The sequence below is a fragment of the Brevibacterium sp. OS20 genome, from assembly GCF_056837565.1.
This window is the reverse complement of the sequence record NZ_CM166367.1, coordinates 2,000,650-2,015,215: the sequence shown is the minus strand read 5'-3', so window position 1 is coordinate 2,015,215 and position 14,566 is coordinate 2,000,650. Positions and strand designations below refer to the sequence as shown.

12 protein-coding genes and 1 other RNA gene are annotated in these 14,566 nt (G+C 63.8%); 6 read left to right on the top strand and 7 right to left on the bottom strand.

The genetic code is table 11. The features are described 5' to 3' along the window. Positions 1 to 41 precede the first annotated feature (41 nt). Positions 42 to 482 carry an RDD family protein gene (locus tag ACVZTU_RS09030; protein WP_139908007.1) on the bottom strand — a complete coding sequence of 147 codons (441 nt, stop codon included), beginning with the start codon at positions 480 to 482 and terminating at the stop codon, positions 42 to 44. Positions 483 to 625: 143 nt separating this feature from the next. Here ACVZTU_RS09030 and glnA (ACVZTU_RS09025) point away from each other — a divergent pair, with 143 nt between their 5' ends. Both glnA (ACVZTU_RS09025) and ACVZTU_RS09020 read left to right on the top strand, forming a co-directional pair. Next, positions 626 to 2,050 (top strand): type I glutamate--ammonia ligase, encoded by a 1,425-nt coding sequence (glnA, locus tag ACVZTU_RS09025; protein WP_101547431.1) that lies wholly within the window; start codon positions 626 to 628, stop codon positions 2,048 to 2,050. Between the two features lie 150 nt (positions 2,051 to 2,200). Further along, complete coding sequence (locus ACVZTU_RS09020) at positions 2,201 to 3,667, top strand: mycothione reductase (protein WP_181270487.1); 1,467 nt, start codon at positions 2,201 to 2,203, stop codon at positions 3,665 to 3,667. A gap of 78 nt (positions 3,668 to 3,745) precedes the next feature. Here the strand turns inward: ACVZTU_RS09020 and ACVZTU_RS09015 are convergent, their stop codons facing one another. From ACVZTU_RS09015 to ACVZTU_RS09005, 3 genes are read right to left on the bottom strand one after another with little or no spacing between them, the layout of a single operon-like run. Continuing rightward, positions 3,746 to 6,787 (bottom strand): bifunctional [glutamine synthetase] adenylyltransferase/[glutamine synthetase]-adenylyl-L-tyrosine phosphorylase, encoded by a 3,042-nt coding sequence (locus ACVZTU_RS09015; RefSeq protein WP_139467173.1) that lies wholly within the window; start codon positions 6,785 to 6,787, stop codon positions 3,746 to 3,748. Beyond that, the gene (glnA, locus tag ACVZTU_RS09010; protein ID WP_062242448.1) at positions 6,787 to 8,145 is read right to left on the bottom strand and encodes a type I glutamate--ammonia ligase; all 1,359 of its coding nucleotides are present in this window, start codon (positions 8,143 to 8,145) and stop codon (positions 6,787 to 6,789) included. The genes ACVZTU_RS09015 and glnA (ACVZTU_RS09010) overlap by 1 nt, the downstream gene beginning before the upstream one ends. 4 nt (positions 8,146 to 8,149) lie before the next feature. After that, positions 8,150 to 8,353, bottom strand: coding sequence for a hypothetical protein (locus ACVZTU_RS09005; RefSeq protein ID WP_062242447.1), 204 nt, complete (start codon positions 8,351 to 8,353; stop codon positions 8,150 to 8,152). 319 nt (positions 8,354 to 8,672) lie between these two features. Between ACVZTU_RS09005 and ald the strand changes: the two genes are divergently transcribed. After that, positions 8,673 to 9,791, top strand: a complete 1,119-nt coding sequence (ald, locus tag ACVZTU_RS09000; protein WP_482401730.1) for an alanine dehydrogenase — start codon at positions 8,673 to 8,675, stop codon at positions 9,789 to 9,791. A gap of 78 nt (positions 9,792 to 9,869) precedes the next feature. Here ald and ACVZTU_RS08995 read toward each other — a convergent pair whose 3' ends face one another. Beyond that, positions 9,870 to 10,595: a FadR/GntR family transcriptional regulator gene (locus tag ACVZTU_RS08995; protein ID WP_139467171.1), complete on the bottom strand. Its 726-nt coding sequence runs from the start codon at positions 10,593 to 10,595 to the stop codon at positions 9,870 to 9,872. Between the two features lie 125 nt (positions 10,596 to 10,720). Between ACVZTU_RS08995 and map the strand changes: the two genes are divergently transcribed. Together map and ppgK are read left to right on the top strand one after the other, a co-directional pair. Continuing rightward, positions 10,721 to 11,629, top strand: coding sequence for a type I methionyl aminopeptidase (gene map, locus ACVZTU_RS08990; protein ID WP_139908003.1), 909 nt, complete (start codon positions 10,721 to 10,723; stop codon positions 11,627 to 11,629). 1 nt (position 11,630) lies between these two features. Beyond that, positions 11,631 to 12,464: a polyphosphate--glucose phosphotransferase gene (ppgK, locus tag ACVZTU_RS08985; RefSeq protein WP_139467169.1), complete on the top strand. Its 834-nt coding sequence runs from the start codon at positions 11,631 to 11,633 to the stop codon at positions 12,462 to 12,464. 28 nt (positions 12,465 to 12,492) lie between these two features. Here the strand turns inward: ppgK and rnpB are convergent. Beyond that, positions 12,493 to 12,861, bottom strand: an RNA gene (rnpB, locus tag ACVZTU_RS08980) — RNase P RNA component class A. A 141-nt stretch (positions 12,862 to 13,002) separates the two neighbouring features. Here rnpB and ACVZTU_RS08975 point away from each other — a divergent pair. Beyond that, positions 13,003 to 13,779, top strand: a complete 777-nt coding sequence (locus tag ACVZTU_RS08975; RefSeq protein ID WP_139908002.1) for a peroxide stress protein YaaA — start codon at positions 13,003 to 13,005, stop codon at positions 13,777 to 13,779. A 57-nt stretch (positions 13,780 to 13,836) separates the two neighbouring features. Here ACVZTU_RS08975 and ACVZTU_RS08970 read toward each other — a convergent pair whose 3' ends face one another. Further along, positions 13,837 to 14,565: a zinc ribbon domain-containing protein gene (locus tag ACVZTU_RS08970; RefSeq protein ID WP_139908001.1), complete on the bottom strand. Its 729-nt coding sequence runs from the start codon at positions 14,563 to 14,565 to the stop codon at positions 13,837 to 13,839. Position 14,566: the final 1 nt, after the last annotated feature.

The following is a 14,566-nucleotide window of genomic DNA, read 5'->3' as shown; positions in this document are numbered from 1 at the left end:
TGGCGCGAGGTTGCTGGGCCGCCGTCAGGTAGTAAGAGGGGTCAGCGGCGGAGGATGACGGTTCCTGCCGCAAGGTCGTGGACTCCGCGGTTGTCGCGGTTGAAGATGAGCGCCGGAATGACGAGCACGACGAGGACTGAGCGGATGAGCGACTTGAGCAGTCCCGGCACGTGGCCGTCGAGGCGCCGGACTTCGATGCCGAAGAGACGATGGCCAACCGAATACCCGAGAGTTCCCACAAGCACGAAATTCTCGAGGGCGAAGAACGCGGGCGCGAGGATCGGATTCGCCGGATCGATGAGATTGGCGATCGCCAGACACATCAGCCAGTCGACGAGCAGGGCGAGGATTCGCTTCCACGCCGGGGCCAGAGAATGCGAGCCGTTGACAGGCAGACCCAGCCGCTTTCCGGGCCAGTCGTCTTCTTCCCTGTCGAACCGGGGTCCTTCGAGCCAGGAACCAAGGTCGTCACGATTGATCACTCCCCCAGCCTACGAAATCCGGCCTGAGTGGATCCTCAGGAAACATGCCCGAAACATGGTCGACATCACCACTTCATTCTTCGGCGACTAAGATTGACCGTGGTCAGGACAAACGGCCACCGTACACGAACTAGGAGACCTAAGTGTTCTCGTCTGCTGAAGAACTCGTCAACTACATATCGGACAATGACGTCAAATTCGTCGATGTCCGGTTCTGCGACCTGCCCGGTGTGGTCCAGCACTTCAATCTCCCCGCCGCCTCATACGGCACCGAGGAGATCACCGAAGGTCTGCTCTTCGACGGGTCCTCCATCACAGGCTTCCAGGGCATCCACGAATCCGATATGAAACTGCTGGCCGATGTCACCTCCGCGTACATCGACCCCTTCCGTGAGGCCAAGACGCTGGTCGTCACGCACTCGATCGTCGATCCGTTCACCGATGAGCCCTACTCCCGCGATCCCCGGCAGGTCGCGGCCAAGGCCGAGGCCTACCTCGAATCCACTGGGATCGCCGACACTGTCTTCTTCGGCGCCGAGGCCGAGTTCTACCTCTTCGACTCCATCCGCTACGAGAACACTCCCGGCGGCAGCTTCTACAAGATCGGCTCACAGGAAGCTGCGTGGAACACCGGCTCTGATGAGGTCGGCGGAAACCAGGGCTACAAGACCCCGTTCAAGGGCGGCTACTTCCCGGTCTCGCCGCAGGATCAGTACGCAGATGTCCGCGACAAGATGTCGCTGACGCTCGAGGAGATCGGCTTCGAGATGGAGCGGGCGCACCATGAGGTCGGCACCGCCGGTCAGCAGGAGATCAACTACAAGTTCAAGACGCTCCAGCACGCAGGCGATCAGCTGCTCGACTTCAAGTACGTGATCAAGAACACCGCTTTCGAGCTCGGCAAGTCCGCGACCTTCATGCCCAAGCCGCTCTTCGACGACAACGGCTCCGGCATGCACTGCCACCAGTCGCTGTGGAAGAACGGCGAGCCGCTGTTCTACGACGAGAACGGCTACGGCGGGCTCTCCGACCTGGCTCGCTGGTACATCGGCGGACTCATCGAGCACGCCGGCGCGGTGCTGGCGTTCACGAACCCGACTATCAACTCCTACCGCCGCCTGGTGCCCGGCTATGAGGCTCCGGTCAATCTCGTCTACTCCGCGCGCAACCGTTCTGCCGCGATCCGCATTCCGGTGACCGGATCCTCGCCGAAGGCCAAACGGCTCGAGTTCCGCGTTCCGGACCCCTCGTCGAACCCCTACCTCGCCTTCTCGGCCCAGCTCATGGCCGGGCTCGACGGTATCCGCAACCGCATCGAACCGCCGGAGCCCATCGACAAGGACCTCTACGAGCTCCCGCCCGAGGAGGCCAAGGACATCAAGCTCGTCCCCGGCACCCTCGACGAGGCGCTCAACGAGCTCGAGAAGGACCACGACTTCCTCACCGCCGGCGATGTGTTCACTCCCGACCTCATCGAGACGTGGATCCGCATCAAGCGTGAGAACGAACTCGATGTTGCTCGTCTGCGTCCGACACCGACCGAGTTCGAGCTCTACTACGCACTCTGACCTCGGTCGGCGGTCGATTCCAGGTGAACTGAGATCCCGCCGCCGGGTGGAATAGAGTGAGGGCGTCACGGGTTATCACCCGTGGCGCCCTTTCGGCTCTGCGGCCGTCGACGCGGCCGGTCGGATCACGCACCATCGGAGGGATGGACTTTGACGCATTATGACCTGCTGCTCATCGGCACCGGATCGGGAAACATGTTCCTCGACAAGCGGTTCGCCGGACTGAAGACCGCCATCGCCGAGGAATGGCACTTCGGCGGTACCTGCCTCAACGTCGGGTGCATCCCGACGAAGATGTTCGTCTACCCCGCCACCCTCGCCGAGCAGGCCGCCCAAGCCGATCGATACAACCTCACCTCGACCCACCCGAAAGTGGATTGGGCCGGACTCCAGGACCGCATCTTCTCCCGCATCGACGCGATCGAATCCGGAGGACGCGAGTACCGCAGCAGCGACCGCCAGCCCAATATCACCGTTGTCGCTGAACATGTTCACTTCACCGGGCAGAAGACCGTGCGCACCGCCTCCGGTGAGGAGATCACCGCCGAACGCATCGTCATCGCCGCCGGCGCCCACCCGATCATCCCCGACATCGCCGGGCTCGACTCAGCCCGCATCGACACCGATGACTATCCGGTGTTCACATCGAACACGGTGATGCGCCGCGCCGCACAGCCGAAGCGACTGGTCATCATCGGCTCCGGGATCATCGCCATGGAATTCGCCCACGTCTTCGCCGCCCTCGGCACCGAGGTGACCGTCCTCGCCCGCGGCCCCCGCCTCCTGGGCAATATCGACGAGGAGGCCGCCGACGAGTTCACTCGCATCTTCGACTCCTCCCACACCGTCCTCCACGGTGCTCAGTCCAAGCAGATCGACATCGCCGACGGTGAAGTCACATTGACCCTCGAACCCAGCGGTCGCCTCGCCGAGGCGGACCTGCCGGAGACGATCACCGCCGACGGATTGCTCGTGGCCACGGGAAGGGTTCCCAACACCGCCGAGCTCGACGTCGAGGCCGCCGGTTTCGACATCACCGACGGCAACCGCCTGTCCGTGGACGAGCACCAAAGAGTCCTCTCGGGCGGTCAGCCCGTTCCCGGAGTATTCGCTCTCGGAGACATCTCCTCACCCCACCAGCTCAAACACGTCGCCAACCACGAAGCGAAGATCGTCGGCCGCAATCTGGCCGCAGACGTTGCCGCAGGGTTGCCCGGCAGTGCTCGGGGGAACGACCTCGCCGCAGTCAATCACCATGCCGTTCCCGGTGCCGTCTTCTCCTCCCCACAGGTCGCCTATGTGGGCATGACCGAAGCAGAGGCCATTGATGCCGGACACGACGTCACGATCAAGGTGCAGAAGTTCTCCGATGTCGCCTACGGTTGGGCGATGGCCGATGATCCGGGAATCGTGAAGATCATCGCCGATCGCAGCACCAGGCGCATCCTCGGCGCTCATATCGTCGGTCACGAAGCCTCGATGCTCATTCAACCGCTCATCCAGGCCATGGCCTTCGGCCAGAAAGCCGACGAGGTGGCAACCGGCCAGTACTGGATCCACCCCGCCCTGCCCGAGGTGGTCGAAAACGCCCTGCTCGGACTCGAATTCGACGACTGAGCACATCAACTGTCAGCTGATTCGGCCGATGACCGGGAGCGGCAGATCGCACGTAGGCGGACTGCCGCACCTGGAGAATCAGAAGTCGTAGAAGCGGTGTTCCATCACTGAACGTGCGTGCCTGGTGGTGCGCAGATAGTCGTCTTCGAGGTCATGGCCCGCCCCAGCCGGATAACCGAGCAGGCGGGCTGTGGCCTCGAGCTCGGTATGATCGGCCGGCAGCGACTCGGCGGTGCGCCCACGGAAGAGCATCACGGCCGAACGCACATCGGTGGCCAGCTGCCAGGCAGCGGCCAGCTGTTCGGCATCCTCGGTCGGCAGCAGACCCCCGTCAGCGGCCACGTCGAGGGCCGTCAGCGTCGAGGTCGTGCGCAGCCCTTCCACCTGATGCCCGTGCTGGAGCTGCAGAAGCTGAACGGTCCATTCGACATCGGAGAGGCTTCCCCGGCCGAGCTTGAGATGTCGTCGCTTATCGGCATTGCGCGGCAGTCGCTCGTCTTCCATCCGCGCCTTGAGAGTGCGCACCTGCGTCAGTGCCTTCTGCGGCATCTCCGAGGGATAGCGCAGCGGATCGATGAGCGCCAGGTAGTCGGCGATGAGGCCGTCATCGCCTGCCACCGGCCTGGCCCGCAGCAGCGCCTGCGCCTCCCACGGTTGGGACCACTTTGCGTAATAGGCCTGGTAAGACGAGAAGCTGCGCACCAAGGGGCCGTTCTTGCCCTCCGGACGCAGATCAGCATCGAGATCGACCCCTTGAGCGCCTTCGCTGGCCTTGAGGCGAGTCGACAGCTGGAGGGCCACCTTCGTCACGTGCTTGCTCAGCCTTCCGCGCGCCTCGGCGTCGAGGTCGTCTGACACGGGACGGTAGACGAACATCGCATCGGCGTCCGAGAAGTAGCCGATCTCCCGTCCGCCCCACCGGCCCATGGCGATGATTGCGAATTCGTAGTCCGGGGTCTCGGACCCGTCGAGGTCTGCTCGCACCGCCTGCAGGGCACCTCTGACCGCCAGGTCCATGAGGTCGGAGAGATCACCGGGTATGGCGACTCGGTCCCCGACCCCGAGGACGTCGCGCAACGCGATCCGCAGAAGTTCACGACTGTAGGTCTCACGGATCGGAGTGACCGCCTCGGCGCCATGGCGCTTGAGCAGTCCATCGACCTCAGCATTGAGAATTTCCAGGTCACGGGCCTTAAGGTTCTCATGGCGGTCCAACCAGGCGACAGCGGCGGGCTGGCGCAGCAGAAGTTCCGTCGCATATCCGGACAGGGAGAGCACTTCGGCCACAGATTTGGCCGCCAGACCGGAGTCGCGGAGCATCTTGAGGAACCAGCCGGAGGAGGACAGCGATTCGCTCAGCCGGCGGAAGGCCAGCAGTGCTCGGTCGGGCTCGACTCCATCGGAGAACCAATCGAGCAGGGCCGGAAGCACCTGCTTGATGACCATGGCAGTGCGTGACATACCAGTCGTCAGCGCCTTGATATGGCCCAAAGCTCCTTGTGGGTCCACGTATCCGAACGCCTGAAGACGGTCGGCGGCAGCCTGCAGGCTCGACCCGCGCTTCTGTGCATCGACGACGGCGCCGTGGACGCCGACAGCCGCCTCGAGGATGGGCCGATAGAAGATCTGTTCGTGGAGGCGGGTGACCTGTTTGGCATAGTCGCGGCGGGCCTCTTCGAGGCGATCCCCGGTCCGAGATCCGGACCGGAAGACGGAACGGGCCAACGACCGAAGTTTGGCCTCATCATCGGGGATGAGCGCATTGCGCATCATCCTCGGGATCTGCACTCGGTGTTCGACGACACGCATGAACCGGTATGCAGTGGAGAAGACAGAGGCGTCCTGCTGCCCGATATAGCCATGTTCTCCGAGTTCACCGAGGGCGACGAGCGTATTCGGGGTGCGGATGTCCTCATCATTGCGTCCATGGACGAGCTGGAGCATCTGTGCGGAGAACTCGACATCACGCAAACCGCCGCGACCCAGTTTGATCTGACGCGGGGCTTCGACCGCCGGGATGAGGTCTACGACGCGCCGACGCATCGCACGGATCCCGTCGATGAAGCCGGGACGGCTGGCCGCCTGCCAGACCAAGGGCAGGAGTGACTGGGAGAACGCCTCCCCCACTTCGACATCGCCGGCCACCGGTCGGGCCTTGAGGAGGGCCTGGAATTCCCAGTTCTCCGCGATATCGGCGTAATAGTGCTCGAACTCCGACAGCGTACGCACGAGCGCTCCGGCTTTGCCTTCGGGGCGCAGCGCCGTATCGACTTCCCACAGTGCAGGCTCACCACCGGCATCGGAGAGGATGCCGCGCATGCGTTGGGCGAGGTCGGTGGCCAGGCTCCTGGCCCCTTCGGTCTCGGCGGAATCGAGAACGAAGACGACATCGACATCGGAGACGTAGTTGAGTTCTCGTGCTCCGGTCTTACCCAAGGCGATGACCGCCAGACGGATGTCGGCCGCCTCGTCGAGTTCGGCTCGTGCGATGGCCAGCGCCGCGTCGAGGGCAGCGGCGGCCAGGTCGGAGAGGACTGCCATGACTTGGTCGACGATTTCGTCCGGAGACTCCGCCGACAGATCATCGGCGACGAGGCGAAGCACCGCATCCCGGTAGTTCCTTCGCAGCGCCTTGACCCCGTCATCTCCGGTCACAGTCGCGCGCGGAGCCGGGTCCTCGGGGTCCGCACCGAGGACCGTGAGCATCTCTGCTCGCAGGGACACCGCCGAGGCGGCAGGCGTGGAGATCAGCAGGAACGGGTCGGGAACGAGCAGCAGCGGCAGGGAGTCGGGATGCCGGACCAGATGGTCGACCATCGCCTCCGAGGTGCCGACGACAGCGAGGAGCCGGGCCAGGAGGGGGCGGTTGAGTTCGTCCTCGGCCAGCTCGCTCTTCGATCCGGTCCGCACTGCGTCCAGCAGGGCCGCGGAACCCTCCCCTGCGGCCTCGATCACGCGCAGCAGACCCAGCGCCGCTCCATGCGGATCCGGGGTTGCCATGAGGAGATCAACGAACCGCGAATCAGTGGCCAGAGGGACGCCGAGGAGCTCATCGAGCTCATGGAGGAACCGAGAGGTGGCCTCCGGGACGCTGGTCGTGCGTGAGGTGATAGCGGCCATCACATCGAGGTGAAGTGCTTCGCGAGCTCATACGGAGTCACCTGCGCGCGGTAATCGGTCCATTCCTGCCGTTTGTTGCGCAGAAAGAAGTCGAACACCTCTTCGCCCAGGGTCTCGGCGACGAGATCCGATCCCTCCATCAGCTCCAGGGCATGGGACAGACTGCGCGGCAGCGCTTCGATCCCCATCGCCCGACGTTCGGTGGAAGAGAGCAGCCAGACGTTGTCCTCGGCCTCTTCGGGCAGTTCGTAGCCCTCTTCGATCCCCTTGAGTCCCGCTGCGAGCATAAGCGCATACGACAGGTACGGGTTGGCCGAGGAGTCCAGAGCACGGTACTCGACGCGGGCGGATGAGGACTTTCCGGAGTTGTACTGCGGGACCCGCACGAGAGCAGAACGGTTGCGGTGGCCCCAGGAGATGTACGACGGAGCTTCATGGCCGGTCCAGAGGCGTTTATAGGAGTTCACGTGCTGGTTGGTCACTGCCGAGATCTCGGCGGCGTGGGTGAGCAGTCCGGCGATGAACTGTCGGCCGGTCTTCGACAGCTGATATTCGGCCCCCGGTTCGAAGAAGGCATTGTTCTCGCCCTCGAACAGGGAGACGTGCGTGTGCATCCCATTGCCCGGGTGATCGGCCATCGGCTTGGGCATGAACGAAGCGTAGACGCCTTGGGAGATCGCGACCTCTTTGATGACCGACCGGAACGTCATGACGTTGTCGGCCATGGTCAGCGCGTCGGCGTAGCGCAGGTCGATCTCGTTCTGACCGGGCCCGGCCTCATGATGGGAGAACTCCACGGACAGCCCCATCGCCTCGAGCATGGTGACAGCTTCGCGCCGGAAATCATTGGCCGTTCCCCCGTTGACATGGTCGAAGTAGCCGGCTGTGTCGACGGGCATCGGGGCTGTGCCGTCGCTGATCCCGGAGACAGGATCGAGGTTGTCGGTCTTGAAGAGGTAGAACTCGATCTCAGGATGCACATAGAAGGTGAAGCCGCGTTCGGCGGCTTTGGCCAGAGTGCGTTTGAGGACGTTGCGCGGATCGGCCGGCGCCGGCTCTCCCCCGGGCACGTGGATATCGCAGAACATCCTCCCGGTGGGCTCGGTCTCCCCGCGCCAGGGCAGCAGAGAGAACGTCGAGGGGTCGGGCTTGAGCACCATATCGGCCTCGAACACGCGGGACAGTCCTTCGACTGCCGAGCCGTCGAATCCGATGCCTTCGGAGAAGGCGCCTTCGAGTTCGGCGGGGACGATGGCCACGGACTTCAGCTGTCCGAGGACATCAGTGAACCAGAGTCGGATGAATCGCACTTCACGATCCTCGACGGTCCTGAGAACGAATTCCTCCTGACGCGACATCTATTCAGCCGTTCCACTTCTCGTCGTCTTCGTCCCACTGCTGATTGCGTTCACGTGCCTTCTCCAGGGCGGCGCGGGCGACTTCCTCGGTCTCGTAGGGCCCCATGCGGTGGGTCCAGTCGCTGACCAGGCCCTTTTCCACGGTGTTCGTCTCGAGGTTGAAGTAGTACTTCGAGTTCGGGTCGTCGATATCTTCGTAGAGTCCCATGGCGAGCCTTCTCTCCTCTGCGGGGTTCTGCATTGACGCTTTCAGCTTACCGTTTCAAGTCGCGAACTGACGGCATGTGTCGCTTATGCGTTGGAAGCGCCCTATCAGCATCTTTGGTGCAGTCTGAGTCCGACTGGAATCATGTTTTCCGCGTTATCTGGCACCCAGACGCACTGATTTCGCATCATTGGTGACGAAAACAGATTTAAAGGTTTGCTCTCCAAACCTTCTAAGGAATAGAGTTGACACCATCGACGACCGACGGAGAAGTCGGTCGCCTCCGCCCCTGCGGCACACGATCAGGAGAGAAGGACACACCATGCGCATTTCAGTGCCCACCGAGGTCAAGAACAATGAGTTCCGAGTCGCCATCACCGCTGCCGGCGTCCATGAACTCGTCGCCCACGGCCATGAGGTCACCGTGCAGGCAGGAGCCGGCGAGGGCTCCTTCATCGCCGATGCCGAATACGAGGCTGCCGGAGCGAAGATCGCCCCCGACGCCGCCACCACATGGGCAGCCGGCGACCTCGTGCTCAAGGTCAAGGAGCCGATCACCCAGGAGTACGGCTTCCTGCGCAAGGATCTCGTCCTGTTCACCTACCTCCACCTCGCCGCGGATGAGGCGCTCACCACTGCTCTCATGGAGGCCGGCACCACCGCGATCGCCTATGAGACCGTCCAGCCCGACGGCGGCGGACTTCCGCTGCTCGCTCCGATGAGCGAGATCGCCGGACGCCTGTCGACTCAGGTCGGCGCTCACAGCCTGCTCAAGGCCAACGGCGGCCGCGGGATCCTGCTGTCCGGAGTCCCCGGTGTCGAGCGCGCGAATGTCGTCGTCATCGGTGCCGGTGTGGCCGGAACGAATGCCGCCCGGATGGCTCTGGGCCTGGGAGCGACCGTCGAGGTCATCGACATCAACATTCCGCGTCTGCGGCAGATCGATGAGACCTTCGCAGGTGCCATCGGCACGAAGGTGTCGAATAAGTACGAGATCACGAAGTCTCTGGCCACAGCCGACCTCGTCATCGGTTCGGTGCTCATCCCGGGCAAGAAGGCGCCGAAGCTCGTCACCGACGAGATGGTCTCTGGGATGAAGCCGGGCTCGGTGCTCGTCGATATCGCCATCGACCAGGGCGGGTGCTTCGAGAATTCGCGTCCGACGACTCACGACGATCCGACGTTCACCGTCCATAACTCGGTCTACTACTGCGTGGCGAACATGCCGGGTGCGGTGCCGAACACAGCCACGGCGGCGCTGACGAATGCGACTCTGCCCTTTGCCGTGAAGATCGCCGACCAGGGGTGGCACAAGGCGCTGTCGAACGATTCGGCTCTGGCCCGTGGTCTCAACATCCACAATGGGCACGTCACGAACGACAACGTCGCAGAGGCATTCGGCTTCGAAGCAGTCTCCGTGGCCCACGCCCTAGCCAACTGAAGAACCCCTATTACTACCTGACGGCGGCCCAGCAACCTCGCGCGAGGTTGCTGGGCCGCCGTCAGGTAGTAATAGGGGTTAGGGGCGGGGGACGATGGTCGTGTACCTGAAGTGCTCCTCGCAGAGTCTTCCCGCAGCTTCTGCGTCTCCGGCAGCGATCGCCTCGACGATCGCGGCGTGGTCGTCCACGGCGTGATCGAAGAGCTCGGCCGAGAACGGGTCGTGACGGAAACCGGCGTTGATCTTCGTATCGAGGTCGATGGCCATGCGCACGAGTTCCGGGTTGTGACCGGCACGGGCGATGGCGAAGTGGAACTGCGCGTCCGCGGTGCGCGCGGCGGCCGCTTCGGCGCGTTGGGAATAGACTTCGGCCAGTTCCCGGAGCTCGCTCAGCTCGTCCTCGGTACGTCGCAGGGCCGCGGTCGCCGCCAGCGAATTCTGGAAGACGGCGCGGGCGTCAAGCAGGTTCCGCCTCTCGGCATGGAACTCGTCGATTCTACCGGCCATGGGAGCCAGCGCCTCGGGGCGGGCGGTCTTGACGAACGTCCCTCCCCCGCGGCCGCGGCGGCGTTCGACGACCCCGAGACGCTCTAAGCGCAGCAGGGCTGCGCGCACGCTCGAGCGGGACACCTGCAGATCTGCGGCCAACGTCCGTTCGCCCGGCAGCAAGGTGCCTTCCGGCAGCGCTCCGACGGCGATTCCGGAGAGGATGTGGTCGGCGATCTGCTGCGGCGCGCTCGTCAGGCTCACCACTTCGCCCAGTCCAGCGAACTCGTGGCCCGCCGATGTCGTGTCGTCGCTCAATCTGCCTCCCGCTTCCTTGGCACGGCTGCTTCCGATTCTAGACTCCACAGGTCCCGCACCGCGGCATCGACAGGCGACCGGGCAGCGGGACAAAGCCGCGTTTCCAGCATAGGATCGACACCATCATGACTGTTCACACTCGCCTGCTCACGCCCGGCACCATTTCGCCCGAACGCGGTGTGCCGAAGGACATCCCCCGCCCGGAGTACGTCGGTCGCGCCGACGCCGATGAAGGCCGGGGAAACAATTTCTACAGCCCCGAAGAAGTCGAGGTGGTGCGGGCGGCCGGTCGGATCGCGGCCAATGCCCTGGCCGCCGTCGGCGAGATGATCGTCCCCGGCATCACCACCGATGACATCGACAGGGTGGCGCACGAGTTCATGTGCGATCACGGAGCGTACCCGTCGACGTTGGGCTATCGGGGCTTCCCGAAATCCGTGTGCACCTCCGTCAACGAGGTGATCTGCCACGGCATCCCCGATTCGACCGTCATCGAGGACGGCGACATCGTCAATGTCGACATCACCGCCTACTACCAGGGCATGCACGGAGACACGAACTACACATTCACCGCCGGAGACGTCGATGAGGAGTCCCGTCTCCTCATCGAACGCACCTATGAGTCGATGATGCGTGGGATCAAAGCGGTCAAACCGGGACGTCAGATCAACGTCGTCGGACGGGTGATCGAGAAGTACGCGAAGCGCTTCGACTACGGAGTCGTGCGCGACTACAGCGGGCACGGAGTCGGCCGCGAATTCCATTCCGGGCTCATCATCCCGCACTATGACGCGGCTCCCGCCCATGCGGAGACGATGGAACCGGGAATGATCTTCACGATCGAGCCGATGCTCAACCTCGGCACGATCGACTGGGACGTCTGGGACGATTCCTGGACCGTGGTGACGAAGGACCGCAAGCGCTCCGCTCAGTTCGAGCACACACTAGTGGTGACCGAGTCCGGTGCCGATATCCTGACTCTGCCCGATGCCGACACCGCGATTGCCGCCGGACCCGCACACGAGGAGAGCTGATATGAGCGCGGAGACCTCCCCACGCTTTGCGATCGGCATCGACATCGGCGGCACCGGGATCAAAGCGGCACTCGTCGACACGGTGACGGGCAAGCTGCCGTTCAAGCGGCTGCGCGAGCTCACACCGAAGCCGAGCACCCCGGTTGCCGTGGCTGCGACGATTGCCACGCTGTTGGATGCACTGAGCGAACATGCCGTCGAACTCGAACTCGTCGCCGACCGTGCCGCGATCGACTCCCTGCCTGTCGGCTGCGGATTCCCCGGCGTGATCCGCGAAGGACTCGTCGAGTACACGGCGAACCTCGACCAGAGTTGGATCGGTTCGCCCATCTCCGACATCATCGGCGAGAGCACGGGCCGCACCGTGTACTTCCTCAACGATGCCGATGCCGCCGGACTGGCCGAGATGACCTTCGGTGCCGGGCGCAAACACCGGAAGAAGACGGTGCTGCTGACGACGCTGGGCACGGGAATCGGAACCGCCCTGTTCACTCACGGCCGGATGGTTCCCTACACAGAACTCGGCCATATCGAGATGAACGGCGCCGATGCCGAGACGCAGGCCGCGGAATCGGTCAGGACCCGGCTGGGACTGACCTATCCGGAGTGGGCGGCTCGGCTGCAACAGTATTATTCGCAGATCGAACTGCTGGTCGCTCCGGATGTCATCATCGTCGGCGGCGGAGTCTCGAAGTCCCATGACCAGTTCCTGCCGCTCATCGAGACGCGGGCGAAACTCAAGCCGGCGAAGCTGTACAACAACGCCGGAATCGTGGGAGCAGCGATGATCGCGGTCAACGGCGGTAAGGCGAAGGTGCGTCGCAGTCCGTCCTGAAAGACGCGCCGCAGCTGAGGATGTGGGAGAGGACAGGCCACCGATAAGCCGGGTTCTGTCGACGAGTCGGTTGCCCTTCTCGCCTGACGGTCATCTATCTGGGACCGATGTTGCCACCGGCCTCAAGCAATCCACCCGACGACTCGGCGAGCAGCCTCGAACGTCGTCTGTCTGATCTTGCTCCGGATGGGGTTTACCCAGCAGCGACGGTCACCCGCCGCCCTGGTGGTCTCTTACACCACCGTTTCACCCTTACCCAGTCGGAACTGGGCGGTCTGCTTTCTGTTGCACTGGCCCGCGGGTCGCCCCGGGTGGGTGTTACCCACCATCCCTGCTCTGTGGAGCCCGGACGTTCCTCAGCCCTCGTGAAGAGAGCCGCGACCGTCTGGTGACCTGTCCTCAAGCAACCCAGTGTAGTCGCTCAGCAATGCCCCCACGCACACAGCACCCGCACGCGGCGGAGACCGGACATCGAACGTGATCAACCTCATCCGCACCCGGTCCCAGCCGCGTCACTGCGTGATCATACGATGGGGTGGTGAAGATCCTGCTGCCGCCCTCCGAGGGCAAGACTCCGTCGCCGACCGGTCCCACGCTCGATCTCGACGGTCTCTCGGCTCCGGAACTCACCACCAAGCGCAAGCGTGTGCTCGCTGCGTTGAAGAAGGTCTCAAAGCGTCGAGATGCCCTCGAGAAGCTCGGCGTCGGCGCGTCACTCTCAGCGGACGTCGAACGGAACACCGTCCTCGATGAGATCCCCTGTGCCCCCGCGCTGCTCACCTATTCCGGTGTGCTCTATGAGGCGATGGGCGCCAGTGAGCTGGTGGCGCAGTCGACCGATGACGAGAAGCTGCGGGACCGTCTCCACGACGTCCACGTATTCTCCGCCCTGTTCGGCCGGGTGCACGGACTCGACGATATCCCCGCTTACCGACTGGCGATGAAGACCGATCTGGGGACCCTGGGAAAGCTGACATCCTATTGGAAGCCGGTTCTGGCGAAGTCCTGCTCCCTCGACCCCGCCGAGGTGGCCCTCGACTGCCGCTCGAGCGATTACCGGTCCGTGTGGCCGGGTCCCACCGATCAGGTCGTCACCATGGGTGCCGTGTCCGTCAGCGGCGGGAAACGTTGCGTCGTCTCCCACTGGGCGAAGTTCTACCGAGGTGAGTTCGCCGGTCGGCTGCTGTCCGATGAACGGGCCCTGCCGGAGACCGCTGAAGACCTTGTGTCTCGGGCGGAGGAGCTGTATGAGGTCGAGTTCACAGGCTCGACGAACTCGAAGCCGGCCAACCTCATGATCGTCCTCCGCGACTGAGACGCGCCTCAACAACGACCCTGTCGACCAAGGTCGACGAGATCAGTCGAGGCAGGATCAGCTGCGACGCAGCAGCACCGCCTCGCATTCTTCGCATTCATAGGTTTCGTTGACATCGGCGCCGAGCATTCCGTGCCAGACTGCTCCGCCGATCTCCTGTCCGCACGCCTGACAGTTCGGTCCGTTGAGCAGGGCGGCCCCGGGACCGCCCTGGCGGACATTGGCATCGAATGTCGTGAGCAGCTGCTCCGGCAGCTCGCTCCTCGCGCCCGACGCCGCGGACTCGTTCTCGGCGATGAGCTCCCGCAGTTCGGCCTTCCTGTCCTTCACCGCGGTCTGCACCTCTTTACCGGAGGCCGTGACCTCGGCGATTCGGTCATCGACTGCCGCGAGTTCGTCTTCAGCGGCTTCGAGCTTCTCCATCTCCTCCAGCTGCGATTCTTCGAGTTCGGCGACCCGAGCTTCGTGACCGGCGATCTCCTCTTGCAGATTCACCATGTCTCTGCTGGTCAGACCGGTTCCGTCGTTGAGCTCGGCGGTCTTCTTCTCGATCTTCGATCGCTGTGCTTCGATGAGTCCGGTGGCTTCGGTGATGGCGTCCTGATGGCCGTCGACGACAGCGGCGGCCTCGGTCCGCTTCTCGCCGAGTTCCTTGTGGCGGGAGATGAGCTCCTGCAGCTCCTCTGCCCTCTTCGGGTTGTCATGCTCGAACTGCAGGGCGCGCCCGTGGGCGATGAGTTCGATGAGGGTCTGCAGCGCGGTTCTCTGGCTGTCGGTGATGAGCATC